Origin of the sequence: Gluconacetobacter sp., assembly GCF_047721585.1 — a bacterium.
In the GTDB taxonomy this organism is placed as follows: Bacteria; Pseudomonadota; Alphaproteobacteria; order Acetobacterales; family Acetobacteraceae; genus Gluconacetobacter; species Gluconacetobacter dulcium.
This window is the reverse complement of the sequence record NZ_JBDNXE010000003.1, coordinates 1-16,854: the sequence shown is the minus strand read 5'-3', so window position 1 is coordinate 16,854 and position 16,854 is coordinate 1. Positions and strand designations below refer to the sequence as shown.

At 60.6% G+C, this 16,854-nt stretch carries 16 protein-coding genes and 1 other RNA gene; 9 read left to right on the top strand and 8 right to left on the bottom strand.

From position 1 onward, the window contains the following. Positions 1 to 48 precede the first annotated feature (48 nt). Entirely contained in the window at positions 49 to 1,107 is a 1,059-nt protein-coding gene (locus ABF821_RS01280; protein WP_415528804.1) for a Rieske 2Fe-2S domain-containing protein, read from the bottom strand. 107 nt (positions 1,108 to 1,214) lie between these two features. Here ABF821_RS01280 and ABF821_RS01275 point away from each other — a divergent pair, with 107 nt between their 5' ends. From ABF821_RS01275 to ABF821_RS01265, 3 genes are all read left to right on the top strand, one after another. Continuing rightward, positions 1,215 to 2,162, top strand: coding sequence for a LysR family transcriptional regulator (locus tag ABF821_RS01275; protein WP_415528803.1), 948 nt, complete (start codon positions 1,215 to 1,217; stop codon positions 2,160 to 2,162). 395 nt (positions 2,163 to 2,557) lie between these two features. Beyond that, the gene (locus ABF821_RS01270) at positions 2,558 to 3,988 is read left to right on the top strand and encodes a carbohydrate porin (protein WP_415528838.1); all 1,431 of its coding nucleotides are present in this window, start codon (positions 2,558 to 2,560) and stop codon (positions 3,986 to 3,988) included. Positions 3,989 to 4,145: 157 nt separating this feature from the next. Then, entirely contained in the window at positions 4,146 to 5,435 is a 1,290-nt protein-coding gene (locus tag ABF821_RS01265; protein WP_415528837.1) for an MFS transporter, read from the top strand. Positions 5,436 to 5,527: 92 nt separating this feature from the next. Here ABF821_RS01265 and ABF821_RS01260 read toward each other — a convergent pair whose 3' ends face one another. Then, positions 5,528 to 6,913: a hypothetical protein gene (locus tag ABF821_RS01260; RefSeq protein WP_415528802.1), complete on the bottom strand. Its 1,386-nt coding sequence runs from the start codon at positions 6,911 to 6,913 to the stop codon at positions 5,528 to 5,530. Positions 6,914 to 7,268: 355 nt separating this feature from the next. Between ABF821_RS01260 and ABF821_RS01255 the strand changes: the two genes are divergently transcribed. The 4 genes from ABF821_RS01255 to ABF821_RS01240 all read left to right on the top strand — a co-directional run bounded on the left by ABF821_RS01255 (position 7,269) and on the right by ABF821_RS01240 (position 12,280). Beyond that, positions 7,269 to 8,243 carry a TolB family protein gene (locus tag ABF821_RS01255; RefSeq protein WP_415528801.1) on the top strand — a complete coding sequence of 325 codons (975 nt, stop codon included), beginning with the start codon at positions 7,269 to 7,271 and terminating at the stop codon, positions 8,241 to 8,243. Further along, complete coding sequence (locus tag ABF821_RS01250) at positions 8,240 to 9,145, top strand: hypothetical protein (protein ID WP_415528800.1); 906 nt, start codon at positions 8,240 to 8,242, stop codon at positions 9,143 to 9,145. The genes ABF821_RS01255 and ABF821_RS01250 overlap by 4 nt, the downstream gene beginning before the upstream one ends. Positions 9,146 to 9,479: 334 nt before the next feature. Further along, on the top strand, positions 9,480 to 11,114 hold the full coding sequence (locus ABF821_RS01245) for a hypothetical protein (protein WP_415528799.1): 1,635 nt from the start codon (positions 9,480 to 9,482) through the stop codon (positions 11,112 to 11,114). Positions 11,115 to 11,827: 713 nt separating this feature from the next. Next, the gene (locus tag ABF821_RS01240; protein WP_183008627.1) at positions 11,828 to 12,280 is read left to right on the top strand and encodes a GNAT family N-acetyltransferase; all 453 of its coding nucleotides are present in this window, start codon (positions 11,828 to 11,830) and stop codon (positions 12,278 to 12,280) included. Positions 12,281 to 12,408: 128 nt separating this feature from the next. Here ABF821_RS01240 and ABF821_RS01235 read toward each other — a convergent pair whose 3' ends face one another. From ABF821_RS01235 to ABF821_RS01215, 5 genes are all read right to left on the bottom strand, one after another. Then, positions 12,409 to 13,224 carry a TIGR00282 family metallophosphoesterase gene (locus ABF821_RS01235; RefSeq protein ID WP_415528798.1) on the bottom strand — a complete coding sequence of 272 codons (816 nt, stop codon included), beginning with the start codon at positions 13,222 to 13,224 and terminating at the stop codon, positions 12,409 to 12,411. 164 nt (positions 13,225 to 13,388) lie between these two features. Then, entirely contained in the window at positions 13,389 to 13,985 is a 597-nt protein-coding gene (locus ABF821_RS01230; RefSeq protein WP_415528797.1) for a 5-formyltetrahydrofolate cyclo-ligase, read from the bottom strand. Beyond that, a non-coding RNA gene (ssrS, locus tag ABF821_RS01225) (6S RNA) lies at positions 13,972 to 14,128 on the bottom strand. Before ssrS ends, ABF821_RS01230 begins: the two co-directional genes overlap by 14 nt. A gap of 9 nt (positions 14,129 to 14,137) precedes the next feature. Next, positions 14,138 to 14,479 carry a cell division protein ZapA gene (locus ABF821_RS01220; protein ID WP_114726291.1) on the bottom strand — a complete coding sequence of 114 codons (342 nt, stop codon included), beginning with the start codon at positions 14,477 to 14,479 and terminating at the stop codon, positions 14,138 to 14,140. A 3-nt stretch (positions 14,480 to 14,482) separates the two neighbouring features. Beyond that, positions 14,483 to 14,722, bottom strand: coding sequence for a hypothetical protein (locus ABF821_RS01215; RefSeq protein ID WP_182974944.1), 240 nt, complete (start codon positions 14,720 to 14,722; stop codon positions 14,483 to 14,485). Between the two features lie 150 nt (positions 14,723 to 14,872). On the opposite strand from ABF821_RS01215, the gene ABF821_RS01210 reads away from it, so the two are divergent. Then, positions 14,873 to 15,343 (top strand): hypothetical protein, encoded by a 471-nt coding sequence (locus ABF821_RS01210; protein ID WP_415528796.1) that lies wholly within the window; start codon positions 14,873 to 14,875, stop codon positions 15,341 to 15,343. Positions 15,344 to 15,353: 10 nt separating this feature from the next. Beyond that, positions 15,354 to 15,980, top strand: coding sequence for a thiamine phosphate synthase (gene thiE, locus ABF821_RS01205; protein WP_182974892.1), 627 nt, complete (start codon positions 15,354 to 15,356; stop codon positions 15,978 to 15,980). A 36-nt stretch (positions 15,981 to 16,016) separates the two neighbouring features. Here the strand turns inward: thiE and ABF821_RS01200 are convergent, their stop codons facing one another. Continuing rightward, on the bottom strand, positions 16,017 to 16,682 hold the full coding sequence (locus ABF821_RS01200) for a fasciclin domain-containing protein (RefSeq protein ID WP_415528795.1): 666 nt from the start codon (positions 16,680 to 16,682) through the stop codon (positions 16,017 to 16,019). Positions 16,683 to 16,854: the final 172 nt, after the last annotated feature.

The window sequence follows — 16,854 nt, the reverse complement described above, 5'->3', positions numbered from 1 at the left end:
GCCTGTTCTCCTTGCCGAAGACTCAGGCGCCGACAAGCCCCGCCGCCCTCATGCCGAAAAGAAACGGCTGAACCCCCGCGCCCGCAACGCCCGCCGATAGGCGATGGAACTGCGATCGGCCATCACATGTGCCTCCAGCGCGGGGTCCCGCGGCAGGTTCTCCGGCTTCTGGGCCTCAACGATGGCACGATCCTCCTCAAAGACCCGGCGATTGAACGCATACACATCCTCGACCGGCAGATCCCGTTCGAAATTGCGGCAGATCGGCGCGAACATCCGCGTCTTCCGCGCCGAAACCGGCGAAGCCGCATTCATGATCACCAGCCGCCCCTCATCGGGGAAATGAATCTCCAGCGTGGCGGTAAAGGGCACATGCACGCGGAAATGGCGCAGCCACTCAAACCCCGGCCGCCCCCGATCCGACACCCCGATCGGATAATTGCCGACACTGCTCCGATACTCGGCCTCAAAACCGGTCGGCGTCGGGGTCGGCATATAAGGCGGCACCACCGCATTATTCGGATCGGCGAAGGTTTCGGTGTGAACGAAGGCGAAATGCGCCACGTCGATAAACCCCTCCACCTGCCGTCCGGCAAACCCCGCGATGTCGATCCAGGGGCAGGTGATCCGCTGGAAAGCCGCCTCGTCCCAATGCGGCATCGGCGGAATGGCGGGCTCGCCTTCGGGGTCCAGACAGGTCCAGATCAACCCGTAGCGCTCGACCGCCGGATAGGTCCGCAGATGCAGCCGGGGCGGGATATTATTGTCCGGATTGGCCGGAACATGCCTGCACCGTCCCTCGGCGCCGAAAACGAAGCCATGATAGGCACAGGCGATGGTCCGGCCGTCGCCCTTGCCCATGCTCAGCGGCACCCCGCGATGCGGGCACAGATTATCCGCCACCACGATGGCCTCGCCCGCCCGATACAAAACCAGCGGCGCATCCAGCAGCGTCACCCCCAGCGGCCCGTTCCCCAGTTCCCGCCCCAGCGCCACCGGATACCAGTTGCGTGCCAGCAGCCGCCAATCTTCGGGCAGGAAGGTGCAGTTACGCGGCAACGCTCTCCCGGCCGGGGCCGGGGCAGGGCTCTGGGAAACGGCGGACATGGGGGCCTCCTGACATGCGGGTCGGTCCCCATGGTTTCATGGCCGGTTCGTTCGCGTATATATCAGAATTTCATCTTCCCCGTTCGCAAAATCAGAGCACCCTTGCCATGCCGGCTTTCTCGCGCTTTCTGCTCTATTTTCTGGCGGTCGCCCGGCACGGCTCGATCCGCCGCGCGTCCGAGGAATTGCGCATCGCCGCCTCGGCGATCGACCGGCAACTCCTGCAAGGCGAGAAGGCACTCGGCGCGCCCCTGTTCGAACGTCTGCCCACCGGCATGCGCCTGACGGCGGCGGGCGAGATCCTGCACGCCCACGCCCGCCGCTGGCACCGCGATTTCGCGGATGTCGCCCGGCAGATCGACGATCTCAAAGGCTTGCGTCGTGGCCAGGTCACCCTGGCGGCGCCGGAGGCGCTGACGCGCTCCTTCCTGACCGGCCTCATTGCCCGGCTGCGGCAGACCCACCCCGCCATCGTCCTGAATCTCCGCATTCACGACAATGCGGAAATCGCGAGCCTGCTGGATGACGGTAGCGCCGACCTGGCCCTGATGCTCGATCCCACAGGTATCCGCAGCCTGCATGTCAGGAACACGGCGCCGTTTCCGCTGGGGTTCGTCTCACCGCCCGGACACGGGCTGTCGCACCTGGCCTCCGTACGCTTTTCCGCCTGCGCCGACGAACCGACGATCGTACCGGCCGCCCCCCTCGCCATAGCGGCGATCTTCACCCGCCTCGAAGCCGATTGCGCGGTCACCGCACGCATGGCGACGACCAGCAACAATGTCCAACTGATCAAATCGCTGGTCGCCGCCGGCACCGGCATCAGCCTACTGAGCGCGCTGGATGTGATGGAGGAAGTCGCCCACGGCCTGCTGTGCTTCACACCGCTGGCCCATGCGTCCGTTCCTCCCCTGGCCCTGTCACTGGTCCATGATCGCGGCCGGCATCTCTCCGCCGCCGCCCGGCTGGTCGCCGACACGCTCGATCACGCACTGACCGATCTGGCGAACATGCCTGAGCAAACCGCCAATTTTCGTTACAACACCAGAGACTGAAGTCACCTCTTGGTGAAGCCCCCCGTCACGAACAGATGGACCATGCCAGGCCCGGCCTTCTAAACCAATGGCTCATCAAATATTTTCTGAATTTCCAGAAATATATACAAATAAACTATAATATATATTCATAGCGGAACATATTGTTCTCTCCGCACGAGAATGCTGAGAATGACGCCAGAGGCAATGCTTCAACGTATCCCAGAAATAATAACAAAGAATCGGCTAACGATACCATGCTTCTCGCGGTGGCTTTCTCATGTCACATGCCCCCTCGCCCGGCAGAAAAACGGCGCGCGGGACATCCGGTTTCCCGCGCCTTCCGAAACAGGCCGTATGACACATGGGTCCCGATCGATGACTGGACGATCATCGCCCTGGCGCTGTTCATCGCCATGGCCTGCATCACCGCACACACCAGCCTCGCGGCCACCGGCAAGCCGGCGGCGCCAACCGCAACGGTGAAACAGAAGCGCCCACTCGCCGAGGACAAGCTGAATCCTCTCTTCGACGGAGAAAGTCTCTCCGGCCTCCTGCCGCCACATGCCGATGCCCTGCGCGCCGGCGACCCAAGCGCCGATTATTTCGCAATCGACCGGTCATCGGGCAATCTGATTCCACAGGCCCGCCCCTGGCGCCAATGGCTGAGCCGGCGCGGCTTCACCTTCGACATGATCTACAAGGCTGAAGGCATGGCCAACATCGACGGCGGCCTGTCGCGGGGCATGGATTATGTCCACGACCTGCGCGTGACGATGCTGTTCGACCTGGGCCGGCTGCTGGGGCTGACCGGATGGTACGTCCACGGACTGGTCATGAATCGCGAAGGCCGCCAGGTCGGCTGGGACCATGTCGGCGAGCGCAACGTACTGCTCACCGAACTCTGGAGCATCCACGGCCCCGCCGCCGCACGCCTGGCCGATCTGTACGCCGAGAAATCGTTTCTTGGCGACCGGCTCAACATCAATATCGGCCGCATCGCGCTGACCCACACCTACGGCACCTCGGCGCTGCTGTGTACGTTCATGATGCAATGCTCCGCCCCGATGGCGATCCGCGAACCACCGGGCTGGAGCGTCTATCCCAAGACATCCTGGGGCGGCACGCTGCGCTTCCGCCCGCTGCGCGACCTGACCTTGCGCACCGGCATCTACAAGATCGGGCCAAAACCCCAGGACAATACCGGCTGGGCCTGGGCCAGCGAAACCACGACCGGCATCCAGACCCCGGTGGAACTAACCTGGGAGCCGTTCTTCGGCCCGCGCAAACTCGTCGGCCACTACAAATTCGGCTACGGACACGATACCTCGCCCTACCCGGACATGATCGGCACAGTACCGGCAGCGTATCGGGACGCGATCCACCCGCACGCCGAAAAGCCGCGCGACACATTCTATATCGAAGCGGACCAGATGATCTACCGCACGCACGGCACGAGCCAGATGTCCGGCGGCTACCTGATGGCGGGCTACATCCACAACACGCCGAGCATCTCCACCTTCGCCGACGAATTCTATTTCGGCACCTCGCTGCTCGGGCTCCTGCCCGGCCGCCCCTTCGACCGGCTCGGCGTGATGTATTCCTATTACCAGATGAGCCCCCGCCTGGCGTACGGCCAGCGACTGCGGCAGGCGGCGGGCCTGCCGCTCGGCCCGTACATCACGGGCCCGCAGACCCATTCGGCGGTGCTGGAGGCCTATTACAGCATGCCCGTGCTGCCGGGCCTGATCCTCTATCCCGAATTCGAATACATGATGCGTCCGGGCGAAACCTCGGTCATTCCCAACGCAACACTGGTCGGCATCAAGCTGATCGCCAATCTTTGACCCCGCCACGCCGACGGCAATCGCCAAAATATGATCATCGGTGCAGATAAAATTAAAATTAAGCGCATCTTCGCCCCACCGGTGCTCACTACGGACGGGCGGGCATAACGATCCGGAACAGACAAGCGCGCAAGGGATGGAAACAGGCATGAATGACATGACCGCCGCACCAACGACACGGGCGACACCAGCGACGATAACGGAGCAATCCCGGACCTACGACGTGGCGACGGCCCGGCATGTCGTCCTGGCCTCGCTGCTGGCCTGGCTGCTGGATGCCTGCGATTTCTTCATCGTGCTGTTCACGCTCGACGATGTCGCCCGCAGTTTCCACGTCTCCCTGCAAAGCCTCCTGCTTGCGCCCACGCTCACGCTCCTCACACGCCCGATCGGCGCCTTCCTGTGCGGCCACGCGGCGGATCGGTACGGGCGCAAGCCGGTCATGATCACCACCATCGTCGTTTATTCCGCGATCGAGATCCTGTCCGCCTTCGCCCCCAACCTCGCCATCTTCCTGCTGCTGCGCACCCTTTTCGGCATCGCGCTGGGCGGAGAATGGGGCGTGGGCACATCGCTGATCATGGAGAGCATTCCCCCCTCATGGCGCGGCACCGCCTCGGGCCTCCTTCAGGCCGGCTACCCCGGCGGCTACCTGCTGGCATCGCTGGTCTTCCTGCTGCTGCCCTTCATCGGCTGGCGCGGCCTGTTCATCCTCGGCGGCAGCGCCTTGCTGGCGGCGGTCTATATCTGGCTGCGCGTCCCCGAAAGCCCCGAATGGCTGAGCCGCCAGCACGACCAGAGCGCAGGAGCAATCGCGGGCACCAGCACCACCAAAGCCCCAGGCATGTGGTTCATCATCCGCAACAATGCGGCCCTGTGCGTCTTCGCGATCACCCTGATGGCCGCCTTCAATTTCATGAGCCATGGTTCGCAGGATCTCTATCCCAAGGTTTTCCTCGGCCTGGAACGCCACCTGTCCCACCCGTCCATCACGCTGATCGTGGTGCTTTACAACATCGCCGCCATCGCCGGCGGCCTGTTCTTCGGCGTGCTGTCGCAGAAGATCAGCCGCCAATACAGCATTGCCCTGGCCGCCCTCCTCACCCTGCCCTGCCTGCCCTTGTGGGCCTTGTCCCACTCCCCCTACTGGCTCGCCTTCGGGGCCGTCTGCGTCCAGTTCTGCATCCAGGGCGCCTGGGGCGTCGTCCCTGCCTATCTCAGCGAACTCTCCCCCGCCTCGGTCCGCGCCACCTTCCCTGGTCTTGCCTACCAGTGCGGCAACCTCATCGCCGCCAGCAACGCCCTCCTGCAAACCGGCCTCGCCTCCTGGTTCGGCACCGGCCTCGCCCCCGCGATGATGCTAACGGTCGGCACTGCCGCCCTCGTCGTCCTGACCCTGATCCTGCTCAACGCCCGCCTATACGGCCGCTACCACCCTATTCAATAAGGGACGCTATATCGTCTGGAGAAATATCGGCTTCCGCCCATTTCCAGACGACAGATGCAAGCACATGCCTTCCCGACAGCGGACGCCCAATCTTACGGCACCATTCCTATCGCTCTACCCCACGGTATGGGTGCCTGATGCATCGCGTAAACAGTCTGCGGAGAGATATGCGCTCGCGCAACCGCGTTTGCCACTTCATGCATCAGTTCGGGATTATACAACGAATTGTCGGGGTTCAGTACCAGCGTGTCGCTCGCGTAAAGGAGTTTCGCATCGGGCCAGTAAACCATGTATTGTCGCTCGGTCGACGGTCCGCAGATCGGGATCAGCATGATCGGATTGTGACGGCTGGGGATCGCAAGCACCTGATTCACCATGTGCCATTGCGGCGGCCGGGGATGACGGGCAAGGTCGTCGGGTCGCAGGGTATGAGGAGCAGCGATCAATCGGTCCAGCAGCGGTCGGTTCAGATCGAGTTGATAGACCGGGATTCCCCGCGCCACCGCTTCCCGCAGTCCCGCGACATGCGGCCAGGAGTCCGTCGTCGAGATCACTGCCTTGATGGGCTTGCCCGGCACGAGGTGCGCGGCAGCATCCAGCGCCTGTGCCGTATAAGACGCGGAAATCGGTGCTTCGAGCAGAATCAGGCCATCATCCTGTTCGATCACGCTGACATTCCATGCCCCCTGGAACAGCCAGACTCCGGGAACGATCGTTTGCGCCTGTGGTGGAAACGGCCGGTCCCATCCCGGCGACAGCAGGCTTTTGGCGGCCGCCGCTGAATCGACGGAGAAAGCATCGTTTGTCAGAGCCGGATCGAAGCGCACGTCCAGATATTGCTCATGAGCCGTTTCCAGGCCGTTGCGCTGATCGACCCGGCTCGCGGGGAAAAGAAGGCCGCCGACATCCTGCCAACTGTCGAGATAGATGCGCTGATTGACGTCACCCCAGACGTTCCAGAAATCCTCGAATGTCCGGGTTCGCTCGATCGCGTCAGGCAGATGATTTCCGGCATTCAGGACGAGACGAATCGGCCGCCCGTGATCCGTGAACGTCACGACCGTATGCGGTGCCGCGTGCAGCCATTCGGGCACGGCGTAATGCAGATCAGGCGCCCTTTCTGCCGCCTGCAGTACCGTCAGGGGCTCATCATGCAGGATATCGTCATCTTGTTCACGGATTTGTTTAGCGGCCGGTCTGTCGCCGCCTGGCGTTTTCATGACCGCGCCGACTGCCGACGCCACGACATGGGTCTTGTTGATATTTTCGTCCGGTGCGGTCGAGGGAAAAATGGACTCATGCACGCGATCGACAGCGCCATGCTGATAGTCGACGATCCGGGTTTCTCGACCATATTCGATCTGGAATGGCGCTTGGCGATAAGATTGTTCCGCTTCCACACGATGACCGATGATATCGTATCGCGCCGTTCGCATGCCGGTAAGGCGACTTGCGCCGCCCATGGCCTCGAGCGCCATGCCAATGCACGCGTGGGGCGAAAGGCCGGCGCAGCCTGGTGCTTCATGCGCTGAAGTGACGGGTGTCCCATCGGGCGGCGGCGCAGCGGCACAGAGGAAAACCGGCACGGTCGCGCAGGTAATTGCCAGAAAGATTCGATGTGCAGGAACCATAAAATACCGCCTCAACGAGAGTCTCCCATCTACATCAGGCATATTGCGGCAATTGCCATTCAGGAGTTACCGCACATTACTTTCTGCAATTTTATTATAATTCATATTTGAGAGCGGACAGTTCGTGGTTACCGTTGCCTCCTGAAACGTTACGGCGGCGGCGACATCGCGTCAACGCCCTCCAAGGAGACTGGCAACGTCAATGGCACGCCCTTCTTTGTCCACACGATGGAGCATCGGACTGACTCTTCTCGCAGGCATGACGCAGGCTGCGCTCGCCAAGGAGATTCCTCCGGTTTCGCCCGCCGGGTTCGGCGTCTTTCAGCCGTTCTCCAGCGACCCGGGCTTTACCCTGAACGCCGCATTCACGCCGGACGGCAACACCGTCTACTTTTCCAAAAGCCAGCCGACCTGGGATGGCTTGACCATTTTCGCGGCGACGCAACGGCACGGCCTATGGTCCGCCCCTCAAGTCGCGCCGTTCTCCGGCGTGGACAAGGACACCGACCCGGCCGTGTCCCCTGACGGCACGTCGATCGTGTTCGCCTCGATCCGCCCCGCCAGCGGGGTGGTCTATCGCTTGTATCGCTACGATTCCAGGACCGGCCTGACCACGCCGGCCCTGCCCGAACCGACTTCGGCGACCGACAATGACCTTTACCCGAGTTTCACCAGAACCGGCGTCCTGTATTTCATGAAGATGGGTACAACCGGCACGGCGATCTATCGCGCCGCGCCAGCAGGTCAGGGGTTTGCGACCCCGTCGCCCATCGTCATCCCTGGCGCGGATAAAACGACCCATGACATGGATCCGACCATCGCGCCGGATGAGAGCTTCATCGTCTTCGCCAGCAACCGTGCGGGCACGCTGGGAGCGAAGGATCTGTTTATCGCGTTCCGCACCACAACCGGCTGGTGTACGCCGTTGCATTTTGATGCCCCGATCAACAGTACCGGCAACGAGGTCGCGACCGGTCTATCGCCGGATGGGCAGACATTGTATTTCTCCACTGCCCGCTCGAGTGTCACGACACCCCGCACAAAACCAGCCAACAGCGTGGCTTTCCGCGTGGAACAGGCCAATTATGCCAACGGACTCCTGCGGCCCTATAAGGTTTCGATCGGCGCATTCGTTGCGACGCACCGGCCAATCGGCGGTGTGTGCAGTCATCCATGATGAAGCGGGATCTCGCCAAAGGCGCGCAAGGCGTCAACCCCACGAGGCAAAAGCGCATGGAGAGGTGCCTTTTGCCGACGCATGCGCATTATCGGCTGTTGCAACTTTCATCAGGAAGCCTCGCCTGCTTATGCAGCGCCGTCCTCTGGTGTAGCGGCGCTCTTGCGACCCCGAACCCTTCATTCGAACCGAGCCTGAAATCGGGAGACGTATTCAGCAACGCTTTCTCGATCCAGCGTTCCGTAACGGCCCCTGGTTATCAAGAGTTCGTTTGGCGCAATGGCGGCACTGCCGATTACCGGGTGACCAAGGCGACCACCCACGGCATCGAGTTCGATATGCAGGCGCGGTACGATGGGCGCCCGATCGCCCGGCACCATATCTCGATGACACCGAGTGGCGATCGCTTCTGCATCTTTAATGCGGCCAAGGTCGCATGCGAGTCCGATCGCGATGCCAGTGGGTTATTGTTCAACCAAGCTGTATGGGGCAAACCGCTTGGCGCTCTGAAAAGCGGAAGTTATTGGCACGAGAGCCATCTGTCTACCTGGGAATTCGGCGGGGCGGGCGGCTCGCAGGACGTCATTGTGACCGGCTATGACGTCACCACAGGCGCAATCACCTTATCAAGAGCCGGATCGGCAGAGGGTTTCTACTCCGAGAACGATCCGACAACCATTACCCTTCTGAAAGATGGTCATCAGAAGGAGTTTCATCTACGGCCGGGTCATACCTCATGGCGCGGTGTAACGATCATTAAAGCTGGCATCGTCCTCAGCGACGAGATCATTGTCGAGCGTGATGACGTCCTTGTCGACGACGGGAACCGGACTGTCACCGCGCATGAACGGCGGATCATGCTGGAGAATGCAGCACCGTTTCCGACAATCGGAGTGTTGTGAATACGTAAGGAAAGAGTGCTGCGCCCTTAAACCCCGGGACTAAACACGTTGCCGAGGCATCGTCATGCCTAGCGTGAAAGGAAGGGAGTTTCACGTCGGGGCCAGGCGCTTGTATCTCCGGCAAGGCTGAGAGAGAGTGCACAGGGGACATGTCGTCTTTCGCCTCAAGTCGGACGCTTTTTGAGTGTCATGGAATGGCTGAAAGCAGACGCTTTTGCGGTCGGCATTTCCTACACGTCCTAACAGGCATTGCTTCACGGATACTAGGCCCGGACCCGACAATCAGTTAGGAAAGGGAAACGCCTGCTTACGGACAGCAAAACGAGGACCATACATGACGCAATTACAAGACGTTAATCTGTGTAGTGATCTTTATGATGTTCTTGAGAATTGCACAAATGAGGAGCTTGATCCCATTGTAGATGTCCTCGGGCAATCACAGCAGAGCGTTCTTAAAATCAGTCGTGTATTCGAACGTTACTTCCCTGACCACACGAATTATGCAGACCGGATTGGCGACGAGATTTACAGGCTTGGCCTGGTGGCCCTTGGCCGCAACGATGGAAAGCGTCCCTCTTACTCCGCGATCATTGGTGGCCTGTGTAAACAGGTCGGGTTTCCCTCAACATTAACGGGCGAAGACGAAGCGACCCTGTTGAATTTGTTTTCAAAGCAATATCTATCTCTCCGTCCATCTACCATCGACCAGCAGGCTTTGGTCAATGAGGCAGCCACGGCCGTGTCGGCTGCCGTGCGGGGCATATTGAGTTCGGATGCCTGGCCGCCATTTGCGGCAATTATGCTGCAGATAATATATCTGCGCCGTAAACTGATTGAGGAAGGACGGATCCAACCCGCCTCAATCACCGGAACAGAAATCAGTAATAGTTCTGCTAGCATCGATAGCGCATCGGACTCTGTTATCATCCAGACCGAGAATGGCGACCGGGTTCTATCTCTTGCGACGATTCCCGATGCCGACACAACTGGGTGGCGGGACATGGAATACAGTCGCAACTTGCTGAATGTTCTGACGCCGATACTGAAGGGCGCCCAACCATTTATTTCGACCGAACAAATATTAAAAAATGGGAACTACTATCGCGCAGAAATGACGCTTTCATACAGCGAAAAGCTGGGCCACTATGTAGGTACTGCCAAGGGTCACCAGGGTATGGTCCGCCTCGATCCAGCGTCCCTGGTCAGTCTAGCTACTCCCGCCGCGTTACTGACATTGGCTGCCGCCATGGCGGAGCAGAAAAAACTGGAAGCTATTGAAAAAAGCCTCGACGAAATCAAAGCTTCGATCAAAGATGTCTCGAAATTCCAGCAGAATGAACGTCGCTCCATAATCACTGCGTCCATCCGTTACTTTCAGCAGGTTGCCCCTTCTGTTTTGACAGGGGAACTGGCCAACGAAGTCTTGCAGGAAATCGAACGCCATGAAGTTGATCTTGTCAGGGTGCAGGAGCACCTGACCAGCGACATCAGTGCTCAGGTTGAGGCCTTCAGCGTCATCAAGAAAGAAGGCTGGGGATCAAGCAAGTATGCAACTGCGATCAAGGAAGCTCAGACCAGCATTGGGAGGATGTGCGATGAAATCCTCCTGTGTATTCGGGCACGGGCTTGCGGCTATCAACTCCTGTGTGCATTTCCTGGCCGCGATACGGGAAAAAAGGTGCGCCTACAGGATATTACCAATGCATTGGCCGTTCTATCCCCTATGGGCGAGGTTGGTTTATCAATAGACAAGGCGTTTCGGGATAAAATCCAAGGTATATCATCATATGAAATCAAGGCCTCCGTCCTTGCTCATGAGAACGTCCTTTTTGAAAAAATCACAGTCGAAAGTGCAAATATAATCAAAGGGCTGAATGATGCAGCCAAAGAAATATCACAACAAACAGAAGTGCTGTCTGTTGACATCAAGGTCCAGGACGGTGTGCCCGTAGCCATCCGGATGGCCTGAACTGTCAAGTATGCGTGTTTATCCCTCTGGCGCAGTACACGGGAATCATGCGCGCCCCCCCCCGCTCAAGCCGCCTTCGTATTGGATACTCTAACAAGTAGGTCGGGTTCGTATTTGACTAGTGCATAAAATTAATTAATAATATTAAAATTTTATATTCTCGAGGTTTATATGGCACAGATTATGTTTGGGCGGACTACAACCACAATAGCAGAACAAATTCTACTATCTGCATATTGGGAGACACAAAGAAACCATAACCGCATTTATTACATGCTGCCCACTGCAAGCGTAGCAACACTTATACCTTTTTCTTACTATCCATGTTTTTCTGATCTTGTTCTGGAGTTAAATGTTAATTACGGATGTTCTGGATGGGTAACAGATATAACAATTGATTCGATAATTAATAATCCGGCATCAATTAAATACATAGAAACATCGCTATCGAATCTATACTTTTTATGGGAAATAAATTATTCTTTTTATGTTTTAAGGTCGGCTATTGATAATATTATTTATTCGTCAATACCACGAACATTTTGTATTTACCATTCTTATATTCGTTAAAAATGAGAGGCAAGATATTGCGTCTTGTTTGATGGTTTATGGTATTTCACGCGAGTGTAAAATCTAAAGCCGACAGCCCGCCTCCCCCCTTTTTGCCGTTTCGAGCGCTTTCACTTCCTCTTAAAACTTGCCATATAGAAGGTATGACCGAGACGATTCGCGTGGCGACGATCAGCGATACCGAAGCAGTTACGGCACTTACTAGCGCAGCTTACGCCAAGTGGGTACCAGTGATTGGGCGAAAGCCGCTCCCGATGAACGTAGACCACGCCGCGTTCATTCGTGACCACCGAGTAGACCTCCTGTTCGCTGGTCCAGATTTGGCAGCGCTCCTCGAAACAATTCAGCGCGAGAACGACATTCTGATCGAAAATGTCGCCGTTGAACCCCGCTTCCAGAAACGTGGCTACGGAAGAAAAATGGTTGCGTATGCCGAGCAACTAGCAGTCCAAGCCGGTGTAGGTGTTGTCCGCCTATATACGAACTCTCTGTTCAAAGAAAATCTTCGCCTATATGCATCGCTAGGTTACGAAATCGAACGCGAAGAGGCGCGAAACGGCGGCGTGGCAATCCACATGCTCAAGCGCGTGCCCTGACGGCAGCCATCCTATTGCAATCGTCCAAAAGCCGCCCGTCGCTTTCGCGTCCCCAAGCGATCAAGTAGCCCGATCATCACACCACGGAAAATGGGCACCGACCATCCGTGCCCATTTCCACCCCCAACTCAGAAATCCGGCATCGTCGACGCCAGCAACCCGCCAATCCGCAGCGGCGCCATCCGACGAGCCAACCCGGTAGCATCATCGGTTTCCACCATCATGCCCGCCACCGTCGCCACCCCTTCAGCCGGTTGCAACCGCTCGCCGGGCATCCGCCGCAGAAAGCGCGCGATCGCCGCATCCTTGCCCATGCCGATCACGCTGTCATAATCGCCGCACATGCCCGCATCGGTCTGATAGGCCGTGCCGGCGGGCAGAATGCGATGGTCGGCCGTCGGCGTATGGGTATGGGTGCCCACCACCAGCGAGGCCCGGCCATCCAGCACATGCCCCATCGCCCATTTCTCGCTCGATGCCTCGGCGTGGATATCCACCACCACCGCATGCACCGTCACCCCCAGGCGGTGCCGCGCCATGATGTCGGTCACAGCGCGAAACGGATCGTCTAGCGCCTCCATGAACTGACGCCCCATGACGTTGATCACCAACGCCTTGCGTCCATCCACCAGTTCAACCACCACGCTGCCCTGCCCCGGCGTACCGGGCGGATAATTGGCCGGGCGAATAATGCGCGGCTCCGCATCGATCTGGCCAACGAGATCCTTGCGATCCCACGCATGGTTCCCCAGCGTCACCACATCGACGCCGGCCGCGAACAGATCGCGGGCAATGGCCAGTGAAAGACCGAACCCATGGCTGGCATTCTCACCGTTTACCACCACCAGGTCCAGGCGCAGGTCCCGCCGCAGATTGGGCACCACCTCTGTTACCGCTTCGCGCCCCGTACGGCCGACAATGTCGCCCAGAAACAAGATCCGCACCCGTCTTTCCTTCTTCCTCTTTGTGCCGTCTCTCCTTCTTTTTCTGAAGAAAAAGAAGCAAAAAGACTTTTATCCGTTTTGGGAAATCGCAAGCCGCACGCAAAAGGCTCCCAAACAGATCAAAAGTTTTTTGGTTCTTTTTTCCAAAAAAGAACGGAAACCCCTCACACCCGAATCACATCCCGTTCCGTCACGATCACCGGCAACGGAACATCATACGGCCCCACCGGCACCGCCGGCACTTCCTGCGCCGACAGGCCGAAGCCCACCGCCGGCACGCCGGGCAGTTCCGCCAGCGTGCGGTCGTAATACCCGCCCCCATATCCCAGCCGGAACCCCCGCCTGTCAAAACCCAGCAGCGGAACGAACACCAGATCCGGCCGCGCAACCTCACCATCAGGGTGCAGCGTACCAAAACGACCGGAGCACATCGTCGCCTCCGGGCTCCAGCGATGGAAGCTCAGGGGCTGTCCGCGCGGCGGCGTCCGGGGCAGCAGCACACCGTAACCATCCCCATGCAGGCTGGCGCACAGGCCGCGCAGATCCACCTCGCCAGGCAACGGCCAGACGGCGGCGACACACCTCCCCGGCGTCAGCACGGCGCGGACATGTTCCCGCATCCGGCGGCACAACGCGGCGCCGGCCTCCGGGCCTGCCATGCGAACACCACGCAAATACCGGCGCAGCTCGGCTTTCGCCGCCACCAGCGCGGGCGGATCAGAGGGGGGAAGATCGGAGACAGGAATGTGCGGAGCCACCATGGCCGTTGGTCTTTCAGCCCTCCCGGACCTGCTCACGCAGGTGGGCGCCAGATAACATGACCAGGATCACGCCAGAGCCAGCTCCCTAAGGAAGTGCTTATCGGCCCAGGGGTTGAGTTGCCTGACGAACCCGGCAGCCCCGCTCATCCTATCTAGGGATGTTCGAGCGTCGCCGCAATGCTCTCGGCGCGTTCGACCAGCAGGGCAAGCTGCTCGCGCCGCCGATCGTTCTCCACCCGCGCCTGCCGGCCCTCGGCAAGCTGGCGCGCGGTATCCGCCGGCATCTTCTCGACCGACAGATCATGGATCTCGTCAGCCATCAGCAGGGCCGCGAGCGCCAGGATCCGGGCCTCGCCGCTCTGGCCGCCGATGGCGCGGATATGCTCGATCCGACGCTCGACCTCCAGCGCCATGGCCTGAAGATGCCGCTCCTGGCCGTCCTTGCAGCCGACGACATAGGCATAGCCGTTGATTCGGACCGTAACCTGCGCCATGGCTCAGCCCTCCCCCATCGCGTCGATATCCTCGTCGGGGCCCAGCACGTCGCGAACCCGCGCGATCAACGCATCGATATTCGCCGCCAGCGTCTGGAGATCAGGCGCCGCAGCCACCGCCTCATGCCGGCGATCCAGGGCAAAGGCGATACGGTTCAATGCCTGCTCCAGCCGGTCTGCGGGATCACTCGCTCCCCAGGCAGCCGGGCTGTCCGATCCTTCAACATGCCCCAAGGTCGTCATTCCCGTCACTCGACGTCTCAATCCCCGCCCGGCTCCGCATATCGGCAGCGTTCCGTCATGCATAACCCGCATGACGCGCATGCCGATCCACTTTTCCGGACAGACACTCACTCTTGAACTGATCGCCCGCACGCGGTTCAACGTCAAGCAATGATCCATCCCCCGCCCCCACCGCGCGTCTTCGTCGTCGCCTCGGCGGTGGAGATCCGCGCCGTTCTGGCCGTGCTGCCCGCACAAGAAACGCCCGACATAACGGGCTGCACCCTCCTGTCGCCGGCCGATGCAGGCTGTTTCATGGGGCCCGCCTGGTGGCGCGCATTACTGGCCGAAACTGGCGTCACTTTTCCCGCCTTCCTCGATTGCGGCACCGCCGCCGGCCGCGCCGCGGAAGCACTGGGGCTGGGCCTGCGCCACATCGTGCTGCACGGCACCGGGCGCCAGGCGGACACGATCCACCTGCTCGCCCAATCACTGGGCGCGCGCTGCCTTCCGCACCGTCCGCCTCACCATGTGGTGGGGCCCGCCCCGTCACCGGAACGCCTGCGGGCCTATCTCTCCGGCATAGATCACCCGCCAATACGCGCCTGCCCCCCTGTCATCACACCGCACGGCACCGTATGATCGGCGCACGATGTATGATTGCCAGCTTTATCTCGTCACTCCCCCGACCCTCGACCCGGTCGCGTTCGCGCCGGATCTGGCGCGCGCGCTCGATGCCGGCCCGGTCGCCGCCGTGCAGTTGCGCCTGAAGGACGTACCCGACGATACGATCCTGCGCGCGATCGACATCCTGCGCCCGGTGGCGCAGGAACGCGACGTCGCGTTCATCCTGAACGACCGGCCCGACCTGGCCTGCCGCAGCGGCTGCGACGGCGCGCATGTCGGCGGTGAGGACATGGATGCCGCCGCCGCCCGCACCCTGCTGGGCGACCGATTGCAACTGGGCGTGTCCTGCTACGACAGCCGCGACCTAGCGATGCGCGCGGGCGAAGCCGGGGCGGATTACGTGGCGTTCGGCGCGTTCTTCCCCTCGGTCTCGAAGGAAACCGACATCCGCGCCTCCGTGGAACTGCTGACATGGTGGAGCACGATGATGGAACTGCCGGTCGTGGCCATCGGCGGCATCACGGCCGATAACTGTGCGCCCCTGGTACGGGCCGGCGCCGATTTCCTGGCGGTGATCAGCGCCGTGTGGTCGCATCCCGAAGGCCCCGCAGCCGGCGTGCGTGCCATGAACGCGGCGATAAACGCCGCCTGAAAGCCGGTCGAGGCCAGAAACAGAAGCCGCTGGCGCTCAGGCAGGCGCCAGCAGCGAACTGGTCAGATACAGCACGCCGTTGGATTGCGGCACACCGTCAATCCAGATCGGCGCCACCCGCCCGACCCCGTCCGACAACACCAGCCGCCCCGCCGCATCCCGCCCAACCAGCACCGTCCCGCCGGCAACCGTCGGCAGGCTGACCCGGTTGCCGGGCGCCTCGGCGACCAACTGGCGCAGACGCGCCGCCGGATAAGCACCGCGCACGATGCTGTAGGCGAGCGCCTGCCGCAGCACCGCCGGGGCCGGTATCCCGCCCGAGGGCGCGGTCCCATGCGCGAACTGCTCCATCGGCAGGTTAGGCACGGCAAACACGGTAAACGGCCCGGCCTCGCGCAATGGCGCCATCATCCCGGCGAGGTCCAACGCCCGCGTATAATCAGCCAATTCGATACTGCCGCGCAGGCTCTCGTTCAGGGGCCGGTCGCGATAGATCGGCGTATCGGGCGCGCCATAGGCCACCCGACTGTCCGGCCGCCCCTGATCCAGCGCCGGCGTGTAACTATGTTCGACCGAAATGGTGGGGATGGCCGCCGCCCGGCTGTCGCCGCGCACCAGAAAGGCGTCCTGGCGCGAAGCCGGCGCACACGCCACGACCGAGCACGCCATCAGGCAGACCGTCACACTGCGCGGCACACGCATTCCCACCCCCTCGCGGGGCGAACCAGCGCCACCCCGTCGTCATGCCGCCTCAGCGGGCGGCGATCAGCATCCATCTCCGCGCATCGTCCAGCCCGATACGCGGCCGGCGATAATCTCGAACGTCGTCTGGCAGGTGCTGGTATAGACGGTACCGCCCATGCCACCCCAGCCG